The sequence below is a fragment of the Pelotomaculum terephthalicicum JT genome, assembly GCF_022410535.1.
Classification (GTDB): domain Bacteria; phylum Bacillota; class Desulfotomaculia; order Desulfotomaculales; family Pelotomaculaceae; genus Pelotomaculum_D; species Pelotomaculum_D terephthalicicum.
This window is the reverse complement of the sequence record NZ_JAKNBL010000007.1, coordinates 1-22,444: the sequence shown is the minus strand read 5'-3', so window position 1 is coordinate 22,444 and position 22,444 is coordinate 1. Positions and strand designations below refer to the sequence as shown.

The 22,444-nt window shown below is 46.1% G+C and carries 22 protein-coding genes; 15 read left to right on the top strand and 7 right to left on the bottom strand.

From position 1 onward, the window contains the following. Window positions 1–115: 115 nt before the first annotated feature. Genes L9W92_RS06690 through L9W92_RS06680 form a run of 3 tightly spaced genes read right to left on the bottom strand, consistent with a single transcriptional unit; the run spans window position 116 to window position 3,181 of the window. Window positions 116–1,078, bottom strand: coding sequence for an acyl-CoA dehydratase activase (locus L9W92_RS06690; RefSeq protein WP_240083069.1), 963 nt, complete (start codon window positions 1,076–1,078; stop codon window positions 116–118). A 19-nt stretch (window positions 1,079–1,097) separates the two neighbouring features. Beyond that, window positions 1,098–2,201: an acyl-CoA dehydratase activase-related protein gene (locus L9W92_RS06685; RefSeq protein ID WP_240082972.1), complete on the bottom strand. Its 1,104-nt coding sequence runs from the start codon at window positions 2,199–2,201 to the stop codon at window positions 1,098–1,100. After that, window positions 2,189–3,181 carry an acyl-CoA dehydratase activase-related protein gene (locus L9W92_RS06680; RefSeq protein WP_240082971.1) on the bottom strand — a complete coding sequence of 331 codons (993 nt, stop codon included), beginning with the start codon at window positions 3,179–3,181 and terminating at the stop codon, window positions 2,189–2,191. Before L9W92_RS06680 ends, L9W92_RS06685 begins: the two co-directional genes overlap by 13 nt. A gap of 284 nt (window positions 3,182–3,465) precedes the next feature. Here L9W92_RS06680 and L9W92_RS06675 point away from each other — a divergent pair, with 284 nt between their 5' ends. After that, window positions 3,466–3,981, top strand: coding sequence for an NUDIX hydrolase (locus L9W92_RS06675; RefSeq protein WP_240082970.1), 516 nt, complete (start codon window positions 3,466–3,468; stop codon window positions 3,979–3,981). Between the two features lie 53 nt (window positions 3,982–4,034). Here L9W92_RS06675 and minC read toward each other — a convergent pair whose 3' ends face one another. Then, entirely contained in the window at window positions 4,035–4,694 is a 660-nt protein-coding gene (gene minC, locus L9W92_RS06670; RefSeq protein ID WP_240082969.1) for a septum site-determining protein MinC, read from the bottom strand. 175 nt (window positions 4,695–4,869) lie between these two features. Here minC and L9W92_RS06665 point away from each other — a divergent pair, with 175 nt between their 5' ends. From L9W92_RS06665 to glgA, 3 genes are all read left to right on the top strand, one after another. Next, window positions 4,870–5,172, top strand: a complete 303-nt coding sequence (locus tag L9W92_RS06665) for an MTH1187 family thiamine-binding protein (protein WP_240082968.1) — start codon at window positions 4,870–4,872, stop codon at window positions 5,170–5,172. Between the two features lie 107 nt (window positions 5,173–5,279). After that, entirely contained in the window at window positions 5,280–6,326 is a 1,047-nt protein-coding gene (gene galT / locus L9W92_RS06660) for a galactose-1-phosphate uridylyltransferase (RefSeq protein ID WP_240082967.1), read from the top strand. After that, complete coding sequence (gene glgA / locus L9W92_RS06655; RefSeq protein ID WP_240082966.1) at window positions 6,319–7,812, top strand: glycogen synthase GlgA; 1,494 nt, start codon at window positions 6,319–6,321, stop codon at window positions 7,810–7,812. Before galT ends, glgA begins: the two co-directional genes overlap by 8 nt. A 226-nt stretch (window positions 7,813–8,038) precedes the next feature. Here glgA and L9W92_RS06650 read toward each other — a convergent pair whose 3' ends face one another. Further along, entirely contained in the window at window positions 8,039–9,427 is a 1,389-nt protein-coding gene (locus L9W92_RS06650) for a sigma-54-dependent Fis family transcriptional regulator (protein WP_240082965.1), read from the bottom strand. A gap of 576 nt (window positions 9,428–10,003) precedes the next feature. On the opposite strand from L9W92_RS06650, the gene L9W92_RS06645 reads away from it, so the two are divergent. From L9W92_RS06645 to L9W92_RS06600, 11 genes are all read left to right on the top strand, one after another. Then, a complete protein-coding gene (locus L9W92_RS06645; RefSeq protein WP_240082964.1) occupies window positions 10,004–11,347 on the top strand; it encodes an MFS transporter in 1,344 nt (447 codons plus the stop codon). 134 nt (window positions 11,348–11,481) lie between these two features. Next, the gene (locus L9W92_RS06640) at window positions 11,482–12,279 is read left to right on the top strand and encodes an SDR family NAD(P)-dependent oxidoreductase (protein ID WP_240082963.1); all 798 of its coding nucleotides are present in this window, start codon (window positions 11,482–11,484) and stop codon (window positions 12,277–12,279) included. Between the two features lie 71 nt (window positions 12,280–12,350). Next, on the top strand, window positions 12,351–13,112 hold the full coding sequence (locus tag L9W92_RS06635; protein ID WP_240082962.1) for an SDR family NAD(P)-dependent oxidoreductase: 762 nt from the start codon (window positions 12,351–12,353) through the stop codon (window positions 13,110–13,112). 71 nt (window positions 13,113–13,183) lie between these two features. Beyond that, the gene (locus tag L9W92_RS06630; RefSeq protein WP_240082961.1) at window positions 13,184–14,314 is read left to right on the top strand and encodes an acyl-CoA dehydrogenase family protein; all 1,131 of its coding nucleotides are present in this window, start codon (window positions 13,184–13,186) and stop codon (window positions 14,312–14,314) included. A 25-nt stretch (window positions 14,315–14,339) separates the two neighbouring features. Next, window positions 14,340–15,524: a CaiB/BaiF CoA transferase family protein gene (locus L9W92_RS06625; protein ID WP_240082960.1), complete on the top strand. Its 1,185-nt coding sequence runs from the start codon at window positions 14,340–14,342 to the stop codon at window positions 15,522–15,524. A gap of 59 nt (window positions 15,525–15,583) precedes the next feature. Further along, complete coding sequence (locus L9W92_RS06620) at window positions 15,584–17,218, top strand: class I adenylate-forming enzyme family protein (protein ID WP_240082959.1); 1,635 nt, start codon at window positions 15,584–15,586, stop codon at window positions 17,216–17,218. 1 nt (window position 17,219) lies between these two features. Continuing rightward, window positions 17,220–17,471, top strand: coding sequence for an SDR family NAD(P)-dependent oxidoreductase (locus tag L9W92_RS18840; RefSeq protein WP_282442309.1), 252 nt, complete (start codon window positions 17,220–17,222; stop codon window positions 17,469–17,471). Next, window positions 17,468–17,704, top strand: coding sequence for an SDR family NAD(P)-dependent oxidoreductase (locus tag L9W92_RS18835; RefSeq protein ID WP_312038073.1), 237 nt, complete (start codon window positions 17,468–17,470; stop codon window positions 17,702–17,704). Before L9W92_RS18840 ends, L9W92_RS18835 begins: the two co-directional genes overlap by 4 nt. Further along, complete coding sequence (locus tag L9W92_RS06610) at window positions 17,688–18,824, top strand: 2-hydroxyacyl-CoA dehydratase subunit D (RefSeq protein ID WP_240082958.1); 1,137 nt, start codon at window positions 17,688–17,690, stop codon at window positions 18,822–18,824. Before L9W92_RS18835 ends, L9W92_RS06610 begins: the two co-directional genes overlap by 17 nt. After that, window positions 18,802–20,106 (top strand): 2-hydroxyacyl-CoA dehydratase subunit D, encoded by a 1,305-nt coding sequence (locus tag L9W92_RS06605; protein WP_312038071.1) that lies wholly within the window; start codon window positions 18,802–18,804, stop codon window positions 20,104–20,106. Before L9W92_RS06610 ends, L9W92_RS06605 begins: the two co-directional genes overlap by 23 nt. Continuing rightward, complete coding sequence (locus tag L9W92_RS06600) at window positions 20,087–20,866, top strand: acyl-CoA dehydratase activase (RefSeq protein ID WP_240082957.1); 780 nt, start codon at window positions 20,087–20,089, stop codon at window positions 20,864–20,866. The genes L9W92_RS06605 and L9W92_RS06600 overlap by 20 nt, the downstream gene beginning before the upstream one ends. A 47-nt stretch (window positions 20,867–20,913) precedes the next feature. Here the strand turns inward: L9W92_RS06600 and L9W92_RS06595 are convergent, their stop codons facing one another. Both L9W92_RS06595 and L9W92_RS06590 read right to left on the bottom strand, forming a co-directional pair. Continuing rightward, window positions 20,914–21,315: an Asp23/Gls24 family envelope stress response protein gene (locus tag L9W92_RS06595; RefSeq protein WP_240082956.1), complete on the bottom strand. Its 402-nt coding sequence runs from the start codon at window positions 21,313–21,315 to the stop codon at window positions 20,914–20,916. Between the two features lie 124 nt (window positions 21,316–21,439). Continuing rightward, complete coding sequence (locus L9W92_RS06590; protein ID WP_240082955.1) at window positions 21,440–22,297, bottom strand: flavodoxin family protein; 858 nt, start codon at window positions 22,295–22,297, stop codon at window positions 21,440–21,442. Between the last annotated feature and the right edge of the window lie 147 nt (window positions 22,298–22,444).

Sequence of the window (22,444 nt, the reverse complement as noted above, 5' to 3'; positions counted from 1 at the left end):
TGTTTGCCTTTCTTGACTTATTTACATGTGGTATATTTATTATATTTTCGATATAAGTTGTCAAAACCCTTTTTATGCCAGGATACCTATATATGAATTGTTAATATATGCTTGATTAGCTGTTTTCAACTATATCCCATTTGTTGCAGCGTGAGCCCCAGCGCCCGATAACTTTTTCTCCCTCGTAAATCTCAACTATTTCACAAACGTTTGGACAACCGTCACAGTCAAAATTACCGGTACGGTATGGGAGCCCCATTATTTTAAGTCCTTTAAAGCGGGTTTTGCCGGTCAAGGCAACTTCTTCCCTGGCTAGCTGGGCCGCGCCGATTGCCCCCATTATTCCGAAATGCTCCGGTATTTGTATGGGCATGCCTAGGGCTTCTTCAAAGGCGGCTCTGATGCCCACATTGGCGGCGACCCCGCCCTGGAACATCACGGGCGGCAATATTTCTTTGCCCTTGCCGACGTTATTGAGATAATTCCGGACCAAAGCCTGGCACAAGCCTTTGATGATATCCTCAACCTTATGTCCCATTTGCTGTTTGTGGATCATGTCCGATTCGGCAAAAACTGTACACCTTCCGGCCACACGGACAGGGGTTTCGGAACGGAGCGCCAGTGCCCCGAACTGGTCAATCGGAATGTTTAGCCGGGAAGCCTGCTGGTCCAGAAACGATCCTGTGCCGGCCGCGCATACTGTATTCATAGCGAAATCAGTCACAATTCCTTCGCGTAGAATGATAATCTTTGAATCTTGGCCGCCGATCTCAAGAACTGTCTGAACATCGGGAATGAGCATGGATGCCGCTACGGCGTGCGCGGTTATCTCGTTTTTAATCACATCCGCTCCGACCATTACTCCGGCCAGATAACGGCCGCTCCCTGTGGTGCCAACCCCCGCGATTTCTAAATCCGCGGGAAGCAGACCGGCAGTCTGTTTCAGCCCTTCCTGGATTACTTCGATGGGCCTACCCTGAGTGCGCAGATAAAGACCGGTGAGCACTGCTCCGGTCTCGTCAAGAATGACGACGTTTATACTCACTGAACCGACATCAATACCCAAGTATGCCTTCATAACAATCCTTTCCATATTACTAGCATGTAAAAGACTCGATTCCACTCTGGAATTGTTTTTTTCTCTTCAGCAAATCAACAAAGGCTTCAAGCCGTGTATTCATGCCGGCTTTTCCTGTCTGCTCGTCAAGGAAAAAAGTAAGAACGGGGATATTATAATCTTTACTTACCTTTGTTAGGATGGTACGTGCCACTATCTCCGGAATACAAGTAAATGGAGCGAGCTGGATTATCCCGTCGAAGCCGCGTTTGGCATAGAGGACGGTGTGACCGATAGAATCCCGGCCATGCCCTCCAATTAGTTCAGGAAGGTAAGGAGAAGCAGCTTCTTTAACTGTAATGCCCTCTGACGTTTCGTTCCACGAGTTATCCCTGGTCCAGCCGGTTAGGAACATCGATTTTTCCACTTCAACCCCCAGGTTTCCAAGAGTCTCTTCTATTTCCAAATTGCTGGCCGGTTCTAAGAGAACGTAGATTTCCCCGACGATGCCGACTTTCAAAACATTGCGATTGGCATCCTGGGGAATGCTGTTAAGCGCTTCCAGAGCGGTGGATTCGGCTTCAACAATTTGTTCGGTGGTATATGCCTGATCGATCCATTCCAGGGCTTTCCTGTAAACTTTCGTAGTGTTGCCGCGGTTGATTTCCCTTGGCCGTACTATATGGCTCAGTTTTTCAAGGTTATCCAGAGCTTGGAGCTTGCGCCACGCCCGCTTTACATGGGCGATAATGCCTTTGATGGAAATGCGTGCCTTGTTTAGCGCGCGAACACTTTTATAAAAATTAAAGGGGTGCAGACGAGGTGGTTCAATAACGATCATTTTGACCTTGTATCCTAAATCACTGAGTAATTTATGGTGTAGCATGGCATATTCCCCGGCACGGCATGGTCCGACGCCGCCCGAGGTGACAATAGTGTCGATTCCCATTTCTATTGTTTCCAGATAGGTGCCCATCAGTATTTTTAGCGGAAAACAGGCAAATTCAGGAGTGTATCTGATCCCCAGGTCTAAAGTGCGTTTGCTTGGGCGCGGTGGAACCACCACCTCGTTTCCTAAATCTTCAAGAAACATTTTAAAGGTCCGGTAGGATTCACCCATGCGCGGGAAAGTTATTTTAGACATGCCAACGCCTCCTTCCGACGCTTCACCATGTCAACAAAGGCTTCAAGACGCGTAGACATGCCGGCTTCGCCAGTATGCTCGTCAATCATCAAAGTCATAAAAGGAATGTTTTTGTACTTCTTCGCTTCCAGTTCAATAAACTTGTTCAACAGCGAGTCCGGCCCGCATCCGAACGCGGTGAGGTGAAGCATACCGTCAATACGTCCTTGTTTAAATAATAGATGGGCGGCTTTTAAGGCCCTGTCGCTGAAAGTCCAAAAAAGCCGTTTCGGCAAGCCGCAATTTTTCTGCCAGGCCAACAATAACGGGGAAATATTCTCAGTGGTAATAGTACCTACTCCCAAACGCCGCAGTTTATCCAAAAGATTGACAGAGATAAAACTGTCATAGATGTTGTATGGATAACCAATAACTGCAAAATTAAGGCTTGGCTCAGGAGGCTTTGACAAAGACCCCGGTTTGCGCAATAAGCTCATCGCTTCATGTGGATTCCAGCCGCTCTGTAATAGTTTGTTATAACGGTTCAAGGTGCGGCATGCCTTTTTATAAGCTCGAAAAGATGAGTGCTTACTGGCATTGAAAATACTGCCAATTTCCGTGTAAGCTTTGAGCATGGCAAAATAACCCTGGCGTGAGTCCATGCGAATATCGATAACCGGCGGCAAACCGGTTATCGAATGCCTGATCATATCCGGCAAACCAAGGAATTTGGGGCAGTATATAGTTTTACGGTTAACGCAGACAACTCTAGGAATAAAGAGGTAGTCAACACGGTCTTTAAGCCCCATGACATGCCCGAAAAAAATCTTAACTGGCACGCATGCGTCAGCAAGCGCCTCACGAACACCATTGTTCAGTATATCTTTAGTCGTTTTTCCAGAGGTAACTACCTGAACGCCGATTTCGTTAAAGAAGGCCTGCCACAACGGGTAATAGATATAATATAGTAAAGCGTTGGGGATGCCGACTTTAACAGCCAAAACAAGGTTTCCTCCCTTTTTGTCAAGGCAAATTCCGTATAACTATATGAACTATCAGGCATGTTATACCAGCAATTATGTATAAAAGAATTCTATGCCCGGGGAAAAAATCCTTCAAAGTTCGGTATTAAAACTATAACCATCATATCAATGCGGGGAAAAAAAGAAATATTGCAGGATATTGGCGATATACAGAGAAATAATACTGCAATGATGTCTATCCGGTTTTGGATCATTGTTGGAAAGGTGTGATAATTTTGGCCGGTAAAGAAGGGGAAGTCCTTTTGGCAAAGCGAGTATATGAAGGAAATATCATTAACTTGAGAGTCGATACAATCACTTTGCCTGGCGGGCGAACTGCGAAACGTGAAGTTGTAGAGCATTCCGGCGCGGTCGCGGTTGTGCCTGTGAATGAAAAAGGAGAAATCCTCCTGGTGAGACAGTACCGCCATGCCACCGGAAAATCGTTGTTAGAAATACCCGCCGGAAAGTTAGAGCCGGGTGAAAGCATGACGGATTGCGCCGGGCGAGAATTACTGGAGGAAACCGGGTATGAGGCAACTAAATTAAAGAAAATGGTTAGTTTTTTCAGCACCCCTGGCTTTACTAATGAAATGCTGCATCTTTTTTTGGCCACCGGACTTGCTTATAAAGGGCAGAAACTGGATGAAGAAGAGGATATTGATGTGCTGACCATGCCGTTTGGACGCGCCATCGAGTTGATCTGGAAGGGGGAGATTTGTGACGCTAAATCAATTGCGGGTATATTGGCCGCGCCGCATTACCTTAAAGAAAGCTAACGGGCCATTGGTACCCTGTTAGCTTTTCATTAACCATAATAATTATAACGGCATTAATTGATAGTCATGGAAGAGAGCATCTCATGTTTCAAATACACTTCAAAAACAATTTCTTTTCCATTAAATCTTGCCAACTGCCGTCCCGGGGGTAATTTCCCATCGTGGCCGGGTGAATACCTCCTGTCGGCTATACTGATAATGGTCGGGGTGAGTTGCCGGGCGATTACCTTAGCCTTGCGGTCTCCGCCGGCGCCGGCGTGAATTACTCCCCGGCAGCAGCCCATTACCAGCACGTTCCCGCCGGACACTATTTCGGCGCCAGGGTGAACGTCTCCGAACACAACGACGTGTTCGGGCGATGATATTTTCTGGCCGGAGCGCAGGGAGCGGCGCACTAAAAGGGCCGCCTCACCGGATCCGGCATTAGTGTATGTCTTAGGGGCCGGCTCTAAATCTGTCTTTATTCCCATGTATTCATCTGTGTTAGGTACTAATCCATATTGTCTGCAAATGCTTACCAATTCGTTTTTTTGGTCGGCTGGAATGTCCTTCTGGTTTTGGAATAGTGAAAATTTCGCTCCTTTAAAAAACCCTCTGGCAGACTCCATCTTGCGCAGGAGGTTCTCCTTAATATCTTCGAAATCACAGCTTGAATCAAGGACGATCACAAGACCGTTCCTGGTTCCCTTAATTCTGACCGTATCTTGATTCATAATCGACCCCTTCCCCCATATTTTTCATTGATTATATTATTTCGATTCATTTGGCTAATTTCCTCTTTGTTATAAAAATAATCAACAATAATTAGAAGCATGGGTGAATAAAAACACTTTATTTGCGGTACCCTCAAATAAGTAATATTGTTCATTGGGGAGGAGGTGAATAAAAATGGCAATTGTTGAAGTAAGTGTAGTGCCGATGGGAACACCTACGCCAAGTATCTCCAGCTACATTGCCGATTGCTGCGAATTGGCAAAAAAGGAGGGCGGCATTAAAAGCCAGGTAACTTCTATGTCAACTATTCTTGAAGGTGATTTGGACAAAGTAATTGATGTAGTTAAAAAAATGCATCAGGAGCCTTTTAGAAGCGGTGTGGGTAGAGTTGTTACATCGGTAACTATTGACGACAGGCATGACAAACCTGATTCTATGGCAGCACGTGTGGATTCTGTAAATAATGTAGATCTTTAATCTTGCGTTTGTTTTAATTTTTTTGATAGTTTTCCGCTACGGTGGCATAAATAATATTACTGATTTTATCTTGTAAAAATACACAGAACAAGCCAGGGGGTAGAGAAATGTCTGAATGGAGGAAAGATCCCATCGTCGACCGTTGGGTTATTATTTCCACCGAGCGCGGGAAACGGCCAAATGACTACAAGGATATATCGGAAAATAAAAAAACTCATGAATGTCCCCTATGTGTTGGGAAAGAAAATTTCACGCCGCCAGAAATTATGGCCTACCGTGAGCCAGGCAGTCAAAACAACAGGCCCGGTTGGTGGGTTAGAGTAGTTCCCAACAAGTTTCCCGCTTTGAGGGTTGAAGAGGAATCTTCTTTGAGTCAGCAGGGGATATACATGTCTATGAACGGGATCGGCGCGCATGAACTCATTGTGGAATCTCCCAGCCATGAGCCCGGTCTCGATACCCAGACAGAGAAACAAGTGGAAGAAGTTATTTGGGCGTGGCGGGAACGCTCTCTGGATCTAAGAAAAGACTCCAGGCTAAAGTATATCCAGATCTTTAAAAATACTGGTCCGGTGGCAGGCGCCTCCCTGGAACATACTCACTCCCAGCTTATTGCTACACCTTTGGTCCCTGTAGAAGTCGTTCAAGAATTGAACGGAGCGAGGGAATATTCTTCCCGGCACGGATCATGTGTCTATTGTGACATGGTCAGTCAGGAAATCGCCGAGCAGTACAGAGTTGTTGTTGAAAGCAGCAATTTTTTGAGTTTTAGTCCTTTTGCTTCCCGTTTTCCTTTCGAAACTTGGATTGTACCGAAGGAACACCAATATGATTTTGGGCAGATCCGCGAAGAAATGGTGAGAGACTTGGCCGGTATTTTAAGGACGACTTTACGCAAGATTGCCATAATGATTAGAAACATACCATATAATGTGGTTCTTCATACCGCACCAGTGAATATCCAAGAAGAAATGCATTATCACTGGCACTTGGAGATCATGCCGCGCCTTACCATAATGGCGGGATTTGAACTGGGAACGGGGTATTTTATTAACCCGACTCCACCTGAAATGGCCGCACAAGCCCTCAGGGACACGGAAGAGTTCTATCCTCTGCATGACGGGTCTAGCCGGGAGGTGTATCATTATGTTTGATCGTCCCTTGAAAATTCTCCTTGTTTCGTCCGAGGTGGTTCCTTTTGCAAAAACGGGCGGACTGGCTGATGTTGCCGGCTCCCTGCCAAAGGCACTGGCGACCGTTGGCAACGATAGCTTGGGCAACGATGTCCGGGTGGCTATGCCGCGCTACCGGCAAATCGAAGGAGATACTTATAAAATGGATTTCCCGGTTCCTTTCAACAACCGTTATGAAACTGCTATTATCAGGGAAAGTTCCATTGAAGCGCACTATCGAGGTGAGCGCAGAACAATACCGGTCTATATGGTGGATAATTATCATTACTTTTACCGGGACCGCATGTATATGTTTGACGATGAAGCGGAACGGTTCGCTTTTTTCTGCAGGGCATTGCTGGAGATGCTGCCGAAGCTGGAATGGCAGCCTGATGTTATTCATTGTAATGACTGGCAGAGCGGGCTGATCCCCTTGTTTTTAAAAACACATTATCTGCAAAACGAGTTCTATAACCGGATAGCTACAGTTTTTACAATTCATAATCTGCAGTATCAGGGCAATTTCCCCAGGGACGTGTTGCAAGTCCTCGGGCTGGGTGAAGAATATTTTCACCCGGAACGATTGGAGTTTTACGGTGCGGTTAGTTTCATGAAAGCGGGAATTGTATATGCTGATGTAATTAATACTGTCAGCCGGACTTATGCGGCGGAAATCCAGCACCCGGAGCTTGGCGAGCGTATGGACGGACTGCTGCGGAAACGTTCCGCGGACTTGTATGGCATTGTCAATGGAATTAATTATCACGAATTTAACCCGCGGACCGATCCGCGGATTCACCGCAATTTCGACCAGTACAGTATAACGAATAAAAAGGAAAACAAGTTTGCCCTGCAAAGAGAACTGGAACTCCCCGTCAGGGATGTTCCGGTAATCGGATTGATCTCGCGTCTGGTGGATCAGAAGGGATTGGATTTAATTGCGGAAATAATCGATGAGATCATGGATGGTGATATTCAGCTCGTAGTATTGGGCAGCGGTGAAACTTATTATGAAAAAATGTTTGAAACAATTAAATCCCGCTATCCGGAAAAGATGGGTATATATATCGGGTTTAACGCTATACTGGCTCAGCGCATTTATGCCGGAGCGGACATGTTTCTGATGCCCTCGCGGTTCGAACCATGCGGTCTTGGACAGTTGATCAGCCTCAGGTATGGGACAATTCCTATTGTGCGTTTCACCGGCGGGCTGGCTGACACGGTGAGTGACTATAACCCTGCAAACGGTTCAGGCAATGGTTTTGGTTTTACCGAGTATTCCAGTGTGAAGTTATTGGATGCCCTTAACAAGGCGCTTCAACTATACCGGGAACAAGTAAACGATTGGCAAAAGCTGGTTATTAACGCAATGGAACTGGACTTCTCCTGGGCGCGATCCGGAGTTGAGTATATTCATTTATTCCAGGAAGCCATGAGCAAACACCTTTCTATCCAAAGAACTGCCTAAAAGTGAAGGCATAAAGCGTATGAGCAGAAAAATTGTAACTACTCAGACCTAACGCCTAATTTAAGTCTTAGATATAACTTGAAACAAAGGGATTCCCCCATAAGGGGCATCCCTTAAAGTATACTTTCAAGCCGTCGTGCTTGGCGATTCCAGTGTAAACGGGCTTTTCATGGAAAATTTCGCAGTCTATCCGCAAAAATTTTGAGTTTATTCGCAAACGCTACAATCAGTATATGTTATTACCTTCCAACTTTCTATATAATGTCGACCGACTTATGCCTAATAATTTTGCAGTTTTAGATTTATTTCCGTGTGTATTTTTCAAAACTTGTAAGATAGTTTCCTTTTCAAGATTGTTTAATGAACAGATATTTAACCCGCTTTCAACGATACTATTCTCCAAATCTTCCAGCCTAATAATATTATCTTTGCAGAATAATACAGCCCTCTCTATTACATTTGCCAATTCTCTAATATTGCCGGGCCAATTAGAACTTTGTAAAAAGTTAGTTGCATCTTTAGAAATTTCTTTGATTTGTTTATTGTTTGCTTCTCCATATGTCTGTACAAAATAATTAACTAAAGTTGGGATATCCTCAAGATGATTACGCAACGGAGGGATATTTAACGAAACAACTTTTAATCTGTAATATAAGTCTTTTCTGAATTTACCATCGTAATAAAGTTTTTGGAGGTCTTGATTTGTAGCAGCAATAATTCGAACATCAATTTTTTTAGCACGCAAGCCTCCCACACGCATAACCTCTTTTTCTTGAATAATTCGCAACAGCTTACTTTGAAGCTGCATGGGCATATCTCCAATTTCATCTAAAAAAATAGTGCTTTTATCTGCCAGTTCAAACTTACCCGGCTTACCATGCTTGCTTGCGCCTGTAAAGGCTCCGCCTTCATAACCAAATAACTCTGATTCGGCTAGTTCTGCCGGTATAGCCGCACAATTAATATTAATGAATGGTTTGATACATCTATCACTAGCATTATGAATAGCTTGTGCAAACAATTCTTTACCTGTCCCGCACTCCCCCGAAATAAGAACAGTTGCAGAAATTTTTGCTGCCTGTAGAGCCTTCCTTTTGAGTTCTTCCATTACCTTACTTTTGCCGATAATTGAATCAATAGTATATCTTGTACCATTTATTTCATAAAGTTCTTCCTGCTTGATTTGATGAAAAGATTTTTGTTGGGTATTTTTTATTTGACAAAAACTTTTGATATGGTCCACTAAAAAGCGAATGATATAATCGCTGGTTATGAAACCGATAGGTTTACCATCAAGATCGACGACAGGAGTTTGACCTATTCTTGCTTTGAGTAACCATTGGTTAAGTTCAGAAAGATTATTAAATCTTTCATTTTCCTTAAAATACAATACGTCTGTTATAAAATGGTCTACTAACGTGTCTTTTGTACTTACTCCTTTTAGTAAGCAGTCAAATAAATTGGACCGTGTGAATATCCCGATAAGATGGTTGCTTGAATCAACAATAGGAATTCCGCCGAGTTTAGTTTTTCGGAAAATTTGTATAGCTTCATGTATTGTACTGTTGCGATTAAGAAACAGTGCAGTTGGTACGGTTAGGTTTTTTGCCAGCATTATGCTATTCACCTCGCACTTAAGATTTATGTGTCCCATAATCATCCAGTGTATGTTCTTGGCACGATATCCGCTCAAGAACTTACGATGCGGACAGCATATATGTATCCAATTAATATGGGCCATCAGCCATCAATTAATTGCTTATCTGCAACTTATTTGGTTAATATTCCTGATTCGGTTTTATCAAAAATATTTTTCGAAAACAAAATAATTTTCCTGATCAATTAAAAGTTTATTATAATTATTCTAAATTTTTTTAATTGTTTAGTCAACAGTTAATAAAAAAAGCTCTGCAATCTCAATACCTTTGATCTGCATAAGGATAAAAAGTTTCTACAAAACCAAGTGGGAAATAGCTTTGGCATAAACATTGCAAATAATCCATGATTAAGGGGCATTTATGAAGGGGGTTTGTTTAAACTACATGTGGAAAGAGGTAGTAGCTAATCTTGAACTAAAGGAGGGATGTTTTGATTATCGATTTACCTGATATTTGAGAGGTCTTTAGCTGGCTGAATAGACAATATATTCTCAATGTTCTTAACTTTTTGAAAATATTAAGGAGGTCAATAAATGAATAGCGACATAGCCACATCAACAAATGTAAAACCGGTAAGTAAAAAAACGCCGCCGGAAGCAAAAGCAGCCATAAAGGGAGCTTTTTTGGGCTTTTTTATTGACATGTTTGATATCTATTTGCCTGTCATCTGCCTGGCTCCGGCAATGGTGTATTTTCTGCCTAAGGATTTGCCCGTAACCACAACGAATACTTTATTTTATATAACCTTGGCGGTAACTTTGCTGGGGAGACCCCTTGGTGCGGTTATATTCGGCCATTTCGGAGATAAGATAGGGAGGAAAAAATCATCGCTAATTTCTGTAGCTGGTTTTGCGGTAATGACATTACTTATAGGTGTGCTTCCCGGATATCAGACACTGGGGTTGGCGGCAGGTGGCTTGCTTTTGGCGTTTAGATTTATAGATGGGATTTTTTTGGGGGGACAATACTCGACAGCAGTGCCCCTGGCAATGGAGTACGCGCCCAAAAGCAAGAGAGGGCTTTACGGTGGAATTATTCAATCCGGCTTTCCCGTTGCATATATACTTGTTTCCATAATTACCTCGTTTATGCTTAAATATATGCCGGCCGGAGGGCTTGACTCGCCATACATTCAGTATGGCTGGAGAATCCCGTTTGTTGCAGGTTTTTTCATATCTCTAGGGTACCTTTGGTTTTATTATAAAAATGTTGAGGAATCAAAGTCGTGGGAAAAGACGGAAAAGGTTAAAATACCGCTTGTTGAAGTTCTTAGTGGCGAAAGTTTGCGTAATTTCCTGCAGGTGTTTATATTGATGAACGGCCTGTTTTTCCTTGCAAATTCCATACTGTTTGCTATTCCGGGTATTCTCATAAATATTTTAAAAATGCCGGCTTTTCTGGTGACGAATGTAATGATGGGTGTTTATGTTGTTGACTTTTTTGCATATATAATCGGCGGCGCGTTAAGTCAAATAATCGGCCGGAGAAAGCTGTTCATCATTACTGGAGTACTTTCTTGTACCATCTTACCGTATATATACTACCTTGTTGTGAAATACGGTACGACAATGGGTTCCTTTGCATTGTTCGTATGTATATCAATATTGATTGCCGTGACGTTCGGCGGGTCATTCTCATTTTCAATGCCATATATCAATGAAAGGTTTAAAACCTCAATAAGGTCTTCGGGGTTCGGCATGGGATACAGTTTCGGAGTTATAATTCCTTCGTTTTACTCGTTCTATATGCTGGCTCTTAAAGGCATAGTACCTTATGAGTATACTCAGATAGTGCTTCAGGTATTAGGCGGCGTTTTAACTGTGATAGGCGCCGCGATGGGGCCGGAAACAAAAGATATTGACTTGGGGCCGTCATGATGTGTTGCATAATGTAAAATCTGTGCTTGTTTGGTTTGGCCGCTAAGGCCAAACCAAACAGCGGAAGTAATTAATTTACGGATGATCATTCAGGCAATAAAAATTACTGAATATTAAATTGGAGGTGTTCACATATGCGCTTTAAAGGAAAAGTCGCTGTTGTTACAGGCGGGGCAAGGGGTATAGGCGAGGCGGTAACGCTGGGCTTAGCCAGGGAAGGGGCTGTCGTAAATATCGTTGATGTTTTAGAGACAGAATCAAACGATATTGTTAATAAAATCAGGGAAAATGGAGGTGAGGGGCGTAGTTTTATAGTTGACGTGACAAAGAGCGATCAAGTGAACAAGATGGTCGAAGAGGTTATTGGAGCCTATGGCTCAATAGATATTTTGGTTAATTGCGCCGGGATTCTTATTGCCTCGCCAATAATTGATTGCAAGGAAGAAGATTGGGATAAAGTATTAAGTATTAATCTCAAGGGTATATTTCTGAGCAGTCAGGCGGTAGGGAAACAGATGATCAAGCAAAGAAGAGGATCCATAGTTAATATATCATCCACAGGCGGAATAAGCCCATCGTTCGGTTTGTCGGCTTACAGTATCAGTAAAGCCGGGGTCAGTATGCTGACCAGGCTGATGGCTATAGAGTGGGCCGCCTATAATATCAGAGTTAATGCCGTATGTCCCGGCCCCATTGCCACCTATGTTCTTGATCGCGCGTATGAGGACCCTGTGAAGCGTGTCGCGAGAGAAGCTTCGATACCTTTAAACAGATTTGGAACCACTGAAGAAGTTGCCAATGCGATTCTTTTCTTAGCTTCCGATGAAGCAGGCTATATAACAGCGGAAAACCTGTTGGTAGATGGAGGCGCGGATTCCAGCACCACCCTGCTGGTCGATGTGATCAAACAGAAGATGTTGGAAAAGGGCTAAAACAAGGGTGGACTTTGGTTAACGCCGGGTAATGCCGTGAAATTAAGAAGGTTTATAGGGAGGTTCTTAAAATGACGTTACTGGAAGGTAAAGTGGCGGTAATCACGGGGGCGGGGGCGGGCTTGGGCCGGGAAATAGCCATAGCCATGGCGGGGGAAAAGGCCATGGTGGTGGTGGCGTCCCGCCGGGAGGAAAACGGCCGGGAAACGGTGGACCTGATCACCCGTGAGGGCAACCAGTCTGTCTGCATCGTTACCGATGTGGAGAGCGAGGCATCAGTGAAGGGCATGGTGGATAAGGTGATGGACGAGTACGACCACATTGACATCCTGGTAAATAATGCGGGTATTATTGTGCGCAAGTCGCTTTTGGACCACACCCTGGAAGATTGGGAAAAGGTCCTGCGGGTGGATTTAACCGGGACCTTTCTTTGCTCAAAATACGTGGCGCCGCATATGATCGTTCAAAAAAAAGGGAAAATCATTAATATAGCCTCCATTGCCGGCCTGAGTGGTTATACCTACCCTTCTTACGGGGCCTCCAAGGCCGGGGTGGTTAACCTGACCCGCGGCTTGGCCTGGGAATTGGGGCCGCACGGCATCAACGTCAACTGTGTCTGCCCCGGCCTGGTGCGCACCGCGCTCAACCAGCACTTGGTGGACAGCCAGGAATTCCAGCAGGCAATCCGGAAAATCCCGCAGCGGCGGCTGGGATTCCCCAGGGAAGTAGCTGACACGTGCATATTTCTTGCATCCGATCGGGCGGACTACTTTAATGGCGCGGCGCTGACCATGGATGGAGGCTCTATTTCCTACTTCAACTTTTTTGAATAAACCGCACCGTATTGTGCACAAACTGATTGTCTAACTGGAAAATATTAAAGACGTGGGAGGAGGAGTTTTAAATGTTGAATTTGACACCGGAGCAGTCTATGTTTCAAAAGACGACTAGGGAAATCGCCAGGGAGAAGATTGCACCTCTGGCGGCGGAAATGGACCGGGAACAGGAATTCCGTACAGAAATACTGGAGCTTTTTGACCAGTGCGGCTACCTGAGTATGATGCTCCCGGAGGAATACGGCGGCATTAACGCAGATACGGTATCCTTGTGCCTGGTGATTGAAGAGCTGGCCAAAGTTTGCGCTTCGACCTCGGTTACACTGACCGGCCATATCACTGGGTCGGTGGCCTTTTTACGGTCGACCAGCGAGGAGCAGAAACAAAAATTTCTGGCCCATAGCGGCCGGCCAAAGATATTTGGTATTTCCATCAGTGAACCGGGAGCCGGATCGGACGTATCCGGTATAAAGACGTCGACCAAGCTGGAAGGGGATTATTACCGGGTTAACGGCACCAAGTGCTTTGTTACCAACGGGGGTCTGGCTGATCTGTATATCGTTTTCATCCGGACCTCGCCGAACCGCAAGGGGGGGATCGGTACTTTTCTGGTGGAAAAGGACACACCCGGCTTTTCGATCGGTAAAAAAGAAGATAAAATGGGTTTTCGCGGGTCCAACACCACTGACCTTATTTTCGAGGATGCCCTCATCCCCAAGGGAAATATCCTGGGCGAAGGCAGCGGCGGCTTTGAGGTAGTCATGAGGACAATGGATAAAATGCGGGTCATTGTTGGCGCGCTGGCTTTGGGAATTGCCGAAGGGGCGCTGGAATTCGTCTTAAACTATGTTAAAGAGCGGAGCCAGTTTGGCAGGTCGATTGCAGAATTTCAGGGGCTCAGGTTTATGCTGGCGGATATGTCCACCAGGGTGAACGCCGCCCGCCTTCTGGTCTACAGCGGGGCTAAGATGGTTGACCAGGGTCTGGAGGACGTGAGCATGTATTCTTCGATGGCCAAGTATTATGCTTCGGATGTGGCCATGTACGTTACCACCAACGCCGTCCAACTGATGGGTGGCAACGGGTATATGAGGGACTACCCTGTTGAACGGATGATGCGGGATGCCAAGGCCACCCAGATTTTTGAGGGTACCAATCAAATCCAGCGGTTGGTGATCGCCAAACGACTATTATCGTAAGAATAAAATGATCGGAGTAAAAGGTATGCGTGGAGACAGACAAAATACTTCTTCCAAGATTCGTATTCTGGATTTAACCAGGTATCTGCCAGGTGGTTTCTGCACCCAGATCTGGGCTGACCAGGGTGCAGAAGTGATCAAGATCGAAGAGGTGGAACGGGGTGATTTCTGCCGCTTGGACCCCCCTTTCATTAACGGTCAGAGTTACTATTACCTGGCGCTAAACCGGAATAAGAAGAGCATGACCTTGAATTTGAAAAAGGAAGAAGGCAAAAAAATATTTATGGACCTGGCGCGCACGGCGGACGTGGTTGTTGAAAACTACCGGCCCGGCGTCATGGACCGCCTGGGTCTTGGCTACGATAGGCTTAAAGAGATAAACCCGCGCCTGGTGTATTGTGCCTTGACGGGCTATGGTCAGGACGGCCCTTACCGGGAAAAGGCGGGCCATGATCTCAATTTCCTGGCCGAAAGCGGTTACCTGGACATGTCTATCAAGTGCGGCAATAAAATACCAGCCCTGTTTTTGGGGGACATGGCCGGAACGATGTATACAGCCCTCGCCATCGCCATGGCGCTGCTGAACCGGACGCGGACGGGCCAGGGGCAGTATGTCGATATCTCGATATTCGCTAGCTTATTCTCCTGGATGACCTTGCTGGTAGGCAGGTCCCACGCCCTGGGCAGGCCACTGGAGGCTAAAGACCTGGACCATTCAGGCGAAAGCCTTTGCTATAATATTTACCGCACCGCGGATGACCGGTTTATTGCCTTGGGGGCTATCGAAGAGAAATTCTGGGTTAATTTATGCGAGGCGCTGGCTCTGACCGATCTGATATCAAGTCAGTTTGTCAAGCGGTCACAGGACCCGGATGCTTTTGCCCGCCTGGAGAAGATATTCGCCGGCAAGACCCAGCAGGAGTGGGTGGCATGGGCTGAAGGGCGCGACATGTGCTTTTCCCCGGTCAAGTCCATCGCCGAGGCTCTCGCCGACCCAGATCTGGCGGCCCAAAATTTGACTTACATGATGCAGGTGCCCGGGGTGGGGGAGGTTATTCAAGTGGCCATGCCCATGAAATTTTCTTTCTCCAGCGACGCCGGCGGAAATAATCCACCGCCTGCTCTTGGCCAGCATACCGAGGAGATACTGGCGTCAATAGACATTGACGAAGAAGAGAGAAAGAGATTAAAAGTGGAAAAAGTGGTTTAATAAGGTACCGAGTTAAGTTAATTTATAAGACCAATTTACATGAAAAGAGGGCATAGAACGTGAAAAGTTATAGCCAGTCAACCGACGGAGTTATACCGGCGGGAATAACTACTGGAGAGTACTTGAGCAGGGCGGTAAAGGAAGTAGGCGGGAAGGCCGCCATCATTTTTGAAGACAAGCAAATAACTTACTCTGAACTGGCTTCGCAAGTTGACACCATAGCTGCCTCGCTTCTTCGCCTGGGTGTTGGTTACAGCGACAGAGTAGGCATTCTGATGCCCAACTATCCGGAGTATATATATGCCAGCCAGGCGATCATGAAGATCGGCGCCGTCAAGGTACTGTTGCACATCAATTTTCGGGAGCTTGAAATCAAGAACACCCTTAAACATAGCGGGGCCAAAGCGGTCTTTGTTGTCTCGGCATTTGGCGGCTTTTCTTTTGCCGAATATATTCACAGCCTGCGCGAAGAACTGCCCGACCTTAAATATGTAATAGTCTTGAAAGGGGAAGCTTTGCCAGGCATGATTCCCTATAGGCAGATTATTGAAGACAATCCCAACGCGCAGGAAGCGGTAGAGAATTATGTAAACCAACAGCAGGTGGAGGCCGACGACGTGGCGGCTATAGTTTATACCTCGGGTACAACCGGCACGCCCAAGGGCATCCTGCACACCCATAACAACATTTGCCGGCTGGCCTACGCCAGCAATGCGCGGCGCAAGGTGACGGAAGACGATATATGGCTGAACATGCTGCCCCTGTCTTCCGCATTCGGCTTGCAATATGGGGAGCCTTGCCCGCTCATCAGCAAAGGTACTCTGGTGCTGACGGATAGCTTCAATGAAGTCAATGCCTTGGAATTGATAGAAAAGTACAAGGTTACGTCCCCCGTAGGTGTGCCCACCCAGTTTATCAGGATGCTCAAAAACCCTCGCTTTGGTGAATTCAACGTTTCCTCAGTGCGAAACGCCTACCTGGGCGGGGCTGCCGTACCCGCCGACATGATGATTGATATTAAAGAAAAGTTCGGATGCTCTGTTGTCCAGACTTACGGAACGTCCGAAACGGGCCACGCTACCCAGCACTATTTGGATGACGATATAGAAACCATATGCGGAACTTCAGGCTATCCCACTTACGGCGGAACAGAAGTAAAAATAGTCGGTGCCAACGGAAAGATAGTCGATGTCGGGCAGGTTGGTGAAATTTACATGCGCCACTCCGCCACGGCCCGTGGCTATTACTTGGACCCGGAAAGGACGAAAGATGCTTTTGACGACTGGGGATGGGTACATGTGGGTGATTTGGGAGTGATGGATGAACGAGGTTATATCACTGTCATCGGTCGCCTCAAGGAATTGATCGTGCGCGGCGGATTCAATATTTACCCCGACGAGATTGAGTCCCTGCTCTATACCCACGAAAAAATCGCCCAAGTAAGCGTAGTGGGCTACCCAGATCCGGAATTGACGGAGCGTAGTTGTGCGTTTATCATTCTGAAGGCCGGCTGCGAGGATGTTACCAGGGAGGAATTGGTAGCTTTTATGGAAAAAAAGGTGGCACGCTATAAGATCCCTGATCGTGTGATAGTGGTCAATAGTTTTCCGATGACGGCCAGTGGCAAGGTACAGAAACATAAACTGCGTGAACTGATAACTGGTTGTGTACAGAATGAGTCTGGAGGTGCGTAATATGCAACTGAGCGAAAAATTGTCTATTGTTACCGGCGGCGGAGGTGGGTTCGGGCAAGAAATCAGTCTCACCCTGGCCCGGGCAGGAGCAGCCATCGTGGTGGTGGATATGGACGAAAAGCGGGCGGAGGATGTAGCCCCGGCTGGTGCGGGAAGCGGGAGGCCAAGCTCAAGCCTTCAAAGTAGATGTTACCAGTGTCTTCCAGATAACGAAACTGATGAACCGGGTGAAAGAAAAAATTTCAAGGGATAGATATCTTAATCAACAACGCAGGCCTAACACTGGGGAAACCTGCCGAGAAAGTGACGGAGCAGGATCGGTACAGGGTGATGGACATCAATCTGAAGGGCACCTTTTTCATGGCCCAGGCGGCAGGTAGAGAGATGATTGCTCGTGGGGGAGGTAATATTGTCAATATCGCTTCCACCAACTACAAGAAAAGAAGAAGGGAATATAGGGATGTTAAATATGGGAAAAGGATTTGATTTCCGAGAGTTCAAGGCCAAGCAAGAAAAGTTGGCATTAGAATGGAAAAGTAACGGAGGAAAAGTCGTTGGCCACTACTGCAACTATGTGCCAGAGGAAATCCTCCATGCAGCAGGGATACTCTCCATCCGGTTGCTGGGTACAACGGACAATATCACACATGCCGATGCACACATTCAGAGTTTCGTATGCAAACTGATTAGAGCAGGCCTCGACATGGGTTTAAAGGGAGAACTAGATTACATGGATGGCATGGTGATCCCTAATACTTGTGACGGGATGAGACTTCTCTTCGAAATATGGAAGAAGAACATGGACAAGGGGTTCCTGCGCCTGCTCGACCTGCCGATATTGATCAGGCAAGGCTTAAGTCAAGATCGTATGCGTAATGATTTTGGTCTGTTTAAGAGACAAGTGGAGGAATACTTTGGGAAGCTTATATTAGAAGAAGAACTCTCCAATTCCATTCGCGTCTATAATGAGAACCGCACTCTCCTAAAAGAATTATACAACCTAAGAAGAAAAGAAGAAGGAATCATCTCAAGCGTTGAGGCATATGAAGCAGTTCTGGCGAGTTTGACCTGGCCGAAAGAGCTCAGCTCCGAACTATTGAAGAGCATGATCGCAGAAGCGAACAAGAAGATTGCCGAACGAAAAGAAGTAAAAAGTAAACCGAAGGTTAGGTTTCACGTATCGGGAAGCGTGCTTACCGATCTGAGAATTTTGGAAATCGTTGAAGAGTTCGGGGGGGTTGTGATCTCAGATGACCTCTGTACAGGGACACGTTATTATTGGGACAATGTAGAAGAAACAGGAGACCCCATGAAGGCGATTACCAACCGCTATATTGAGAAACTTCCTTGTCCCTGTAAATCGCCAAACGATGAACGGCACGATTTCATTTTTGACTCCATTCGTCAAGGAGATGTCCATGGAGTGATTTTCGTCATGGAAAAATATTGCGATCCGCACCTTTTCGACTATCCTCTTCTTCGGAAGCAGATAATGGATATGAATATTCCCACCCTCGGGATCGAATCGGAGCTGGGAGTAAGCGGTCAAGAGCAGTTGCGTACCCGGATCCAAACTTTCATCAATGTTGTCCAAGGAGGTCAATAGTCTAATGGGAAATCAGAGCAGTCCTAAAAAGGGCAGGGCTTTAAAGACATCTTATGAAGCCTCAACCATCCTTAGAAATTATTGGGAAACCATCCATGCAGCAAAGAAGGCAGGAAAGCCCATTGGCTATTGCTCCGGGAATGCGCCTGTAGAACTTATGTATGCCTTTGACATCCTACCCGCCTACCCAGAAAACTATGCTGCGGTCGTAGCGTCAGCAAAGATAGCCCTGCCATTAGTACAAATGGCAGAATCAAAAGAATTTTCGCATGACCTCTGCTCATACGCGAAGATTAACCTGGGCGAAGTCTTCTGGGAAGGAAAAGGTAAACCGGAAATGCCCTTTGGCGGTCTTCCTACCCCTCCGGATATTCTTTTGACGACAAAGATTCCCTGTATCACCCAGGTGAAATGGTGGGAAGTGCTCAGGGATGTTTATCACTGTCCGATGATTCTTTTGGATGCACCCATGCTGGAAGGCACAGTGGATAATCAGCCGAGTGAAGATCAGGTCGATTTCGTCGTAGATCAGCTGAAGCTGATTATCGCACAACTGGAGGACTTTACCCACACGAAATTTAATGAAGAAAAATTCTTCCATTGTCTTTCTCTTTCCGACCAGGCAGGCGGCCTCTGGCACGATATTATCGACCTGAGGGGAGAAGCGGTTCCGACTCCTGTTGGCTCCCGGGAGATGTGCGGTAATGTTTTCTCGCTGGTAGCCATGTTGGGAACTGAAACTCCGGTAAAATTCTACCAGAAGATGAAGGAAGAACTCCAATACAAGACGTGGAAGAAAATTGGAGCGATTCCCAATGAGAAGTACCGCCTCCTGTACGAAAACATCCCACTCTGGTACAACCTGGAAATGCTCTCCGACGTAGAGAACAAGGGTGCCGTTTTCGTTTTTGAAACCTACCTTAGATACGTCTGGGGCGGCCGGATCGATCTGACCGACCCGTATCGGGGTTATGCCAAGAAGATCCTTTCAGATGTTTTTCTAAACATGAACCTGCAGCTTCGTTATGATATCATGGCAAGGGATATAAAGAACTACCATATTGATGGAGTCGTCTTTCATTCCAACCGGAGTTGCAAACGATACTCATTAGGGTATTACGAATTGAAAGAAATGCTTCTTGAGAGGCTGGGCATCCCGAGTGTGGTAATTGAGGCGGACCATTCAGACCCCAGTGGTTACTCAGAGGGTAACACGAAGATGAAATTGGATGCATTTATAGAATTGCTGGAGGAGCGTCGAAATGCTGGTAGCAGGGGTTGATGCAGGCTCCAACGCCGCGAAGATTGTACTCATGGAAGAGGACCAAATCCTCTCCCATGGGGTTTTAAAAACAGGAGCTAATAGTTTAGGCGCGGTAAAAGATTTACTTCAACATATTTTAGAACAACAACATAAGAAGATGGAAGACATAAGCGATATTGTCTCAACCGGGTATGGAAGAAACTACATCCCCTTCGCGACATTCCAGGCCACTGAGATTTTTTGCCACGCGAAGGGAGTCTTTAGGACGATGCCCCAGGTAAGGACGATTATTGATATCGGCGGTCAGGACAGCAAGGTGATCTATCTCGACAACAACGGCCGGGTAGCCGACTTTGTGATGAATGATAAGTGTGCGGCTGGAACGGGTCGCTTCATCGAATCGTTGGCTATGGCCCTGTCGGTTCCTTTGGAGGAAATGGGGCCGCTCTCTGTTAGCGCCGGGCAGGAGATTACCATCAGCAGTACGTGTACGGTATTTGCAGAATCTGAGGTGGTTTCTTATGTGGCCCAGGGTTTCCCCAAAAGTGATATTATTTCAGGCGTTCACCACGCCTTAGCCGGCCGGGTCGTTTCAATGGCCAGACGGAGGGAAATTCGCCGCGAGATCTGTTTGACAGGAGGCGTGGCCAAAAATATCGGTGTCGTACGATGGATAGAAAAGGAGTTGGGCGAGTCTGTGAGAATCCCGGAAGAGCCACAACTTACGGGTGCAATCGGAGCGGCCATGATCGCCTTAGAGAGGGCCCGCCAACAATGAGTGGGATATTAATTTGAGGGTGACCAAAGGTCACCCTTTCTTCAATTTTATTTTATTTTGCCGTCTTCCTCTTTATTATCTGGTCCAAAAGATACACCTTGTACGTTAACGTTAACACTTAACACCTTTAAGCCTGTCATACTTTCCACAGCGTTTCTTACTCTTGTTTGGATCTGGCTGGCGACTTCTTGAATATGGCATCCGTATTCCACAATAACATGGATGTCAATCGTAGCTTCCTTTTCGCCTACCTCAGCTTTCACACCTTTAGACATATTCTTGCGGCCCAGTTTTTCAGCGATGCCTCCAGCCAGACCTCCGCTCATTCCGGATACACCTTCTACTTCTGTGGCGGCCAAGCCAGCAATTATTTTAACAACATCTTCAGAAACTTTAATCGTGCCGGAACCACCCTCGTCTATAATAACATGATTGCCGTTGTCATCCATTATAAAAAACCTCCTCATTTTATCGGTATTTTCCTTATTATACCATTGGATTTAAACTTTTGTCCATATAAACAGGAGATCCTAAAAAATAATATTGAATTTGATATACCAACTAAATATAATGCTACCATTTGGCTTTTTTATATTGGCGTAGTCGTTCTTTTATGGCGTCCCTTTTTGCCAGGTATTTGTCTTTTGATGGAATTATCCAGTTGTCCAGGTGCTCGCGGCGGTGTTTGTACGAAAAAAAGTGGTTCTGTATATCTTCCGGGTTTGTTATTAATGTCCATTGGCCTTCTTTTAGTGATACTTTCCCATTTATGCCGCAAGTGCAGCACATCATCTCGCCAGAACCGGAAAAATGAAATGATTTACTGTAACAAACAGGGCATTGTCCGGGCTCCGGGTTTCTTTTCTTGCTCTTTCCCTGCAGTTCGGCAGCGACAGTCATGCCCAGGCGCCTTGCCCCGCTGATGTTTCTATCATCAAGCAGAACTTCTCCAGGGCCTGTTGCGTATGCCTCCAAATAATCAACCGGACGATATCCGTATGCCAGGGGTAAGACATTTAGGATTTCCACGCCCAGCGGGTTCCACTCGCTGTTGCCGGCCACACTAATAATTGCCGCGACCCTGTTGCGTTTAAAAACCTCATCTAGGTCTTTCGCACAGATAAAAGCCCTGTCGATGACCATTTTCACAATGCCTGCCGGACTGAAAACATAAGTTGGCGCCGCTATCAAAAGACCGTGGGAGGTTTTCATTTTGTCCCACAGAAGCGGCATATCATCATCTTTTATGGCACATCCGCCGGTAAATACGCAGGACAAGCAACCGCGGCACTGTTTGATATTATAATCGGACAGGCGCAGGTATTCAACTTCCATGCCACACTCCCGGGCGCTTAATAACGCTTCCTGCAGCAGGACGTCTGAGTTCCCGTAACGCCTGCCGGAACAATTAATTCCCAGTACCTTATGCATGCAAAAACCTCCGTTTAATATAAATAGCCTCTCGGCATTCGCCGAGGCAGATGGCACAAGGCTTTGCTTGAACCATCGTTATTGAATTCCTCCTACTTACCATAGAGGAATTTTTTTTAAATCCGCATCCAATTGGGAATTCGGATC

Excerpts from the sequence above, each read along its gene's own strand:
- L9W92_RS06690 (WP_240083069.1), bottom strand. The coding sequence starts at position 1,078 with ATGAAGGCATACTTGGGTATTGATGTCGGTTCAGTGAGTATAAACGTC.
- L9W92_RS06685 (WP_240082972.1), bottom strand. The coding sequence starts at position 2,201 with ATGTCTAAAATAACTTTCCCGCGCATGGGTGAATCCTACCGGACCTTT.
- minC (WP_240082969.1), bottom strand. The coding sequence starts at position 4,694 with ATGAATCAAGATACGGTCAGAATTAAGGGAACCAGGAACGGTCTTGTG.
- L9W92_RS06665 (WP_240082968.1), top strand. The coding sequence starts at position 4,870 with ATGGCAATTGTTGAAGTAAGTGTAGTGCCGATGGGAACACCTACGCCA.
- galT (WP_240082967.1), top strand. The coding sequence starts at position 5,280 with ATGTCTGAATGGAGGAAAGATCCCATCGTCGACCGTTGGGTTATTATT.
- glgA (WP_240082966.1), top strand. The coding sequence starts at position 6,319 with ATGTTTGATCGTCCCTTGAAAATTCTCCTTGTTTCGTCCGAGGTGGTT.
- L9W92_RS06650 (WP_240082965.1), bottom strand. The coding sequence starts at position 9,427 with ATGCTGGCAAAAAACCTAACCGTACCAACTGCACTGTTTCTTAATCGC.
- L9W92_RS06645 (WP_240082964.1), top strand. The coding sequence starts at position 10,004 with ATGAATAGCGACATAGCCACATCAACAAATGTAAAACCGGTAAGTAAA.
- L9W92_RS06640 (WP_240082963.1), top strand. The coding sequence starts at position 11,482 with ATGCGCTTTAAAGGAAAAGTCGCTGTTGTTACAGGCGGGGCAAGGGGT.
- L9W92_RS06635 (WP_240082962.1), top strand. The coding sequence starts at position 12,351 with ATGACGTTACTGGAAGGTAAAGTGGCGGTAATCACGGGGGCGGGGGCG.
- L9W92_RS06630 (WP_240082961.1), top strand. The coding sequence starts at position 13,184 with ATGTTGAATTTGACACCGGAGCAGTCTATGTTTCAAAAGACGACTAGG.
- L9W92_RS06625 (WP_240082960.1), top strand. The coding sequence starts at position 14,340 with ATGCGTGGAGACAGACAAAATACTTCTTCCAAGATTCGTATTCTGGAT.
- L9W92_RS18840 (WP_282442309.1), top strand. The coding sequence starts at position 17,220 with ATGCAACTGAGCGAAAAATTGTCTATTGTTACCGGCGGCGGAGGTGGG.
- L9W92_RS06610 (WP_240082958.1), top strand. The coding sequence starts at position 17,688 with ATGGGAAAAGGATTTGATTTCCGAGAGTTCAAGGCCAAGCAAGAAAAG.
- L9W92_RS06605 (WP_312038071.1), top strand. The coding sequence starts at position 18,802 with ATGTTGTCCAAGGAGGTCAATAGTCTAATGGGAAATCAGAGCAGTCCT.
- L9W92_RS06600 (WP_240082957.1), top strand. The coding sequence starts at position 20,087 with ATGCTGGTAGCAGGGGTTGATGCAGGCTCCAACGCCGCGAAGATTGTA.
- L9W92_RS06595 (WP_240082956.1), bottom strand. The coding sequence starts at position 21,315 with ATGGATGACAACGGCAATCATGTTATTATAGACGAGGGTGGTTCCGGC.
- L9W92_RS06590 (WP_240082955.1), bottom strand. The coding sequence starts at position 22,297 with ATGCATAAGGTACTGGGAATTAATTGTTCCGGCAGGCGTTACGGGAAC.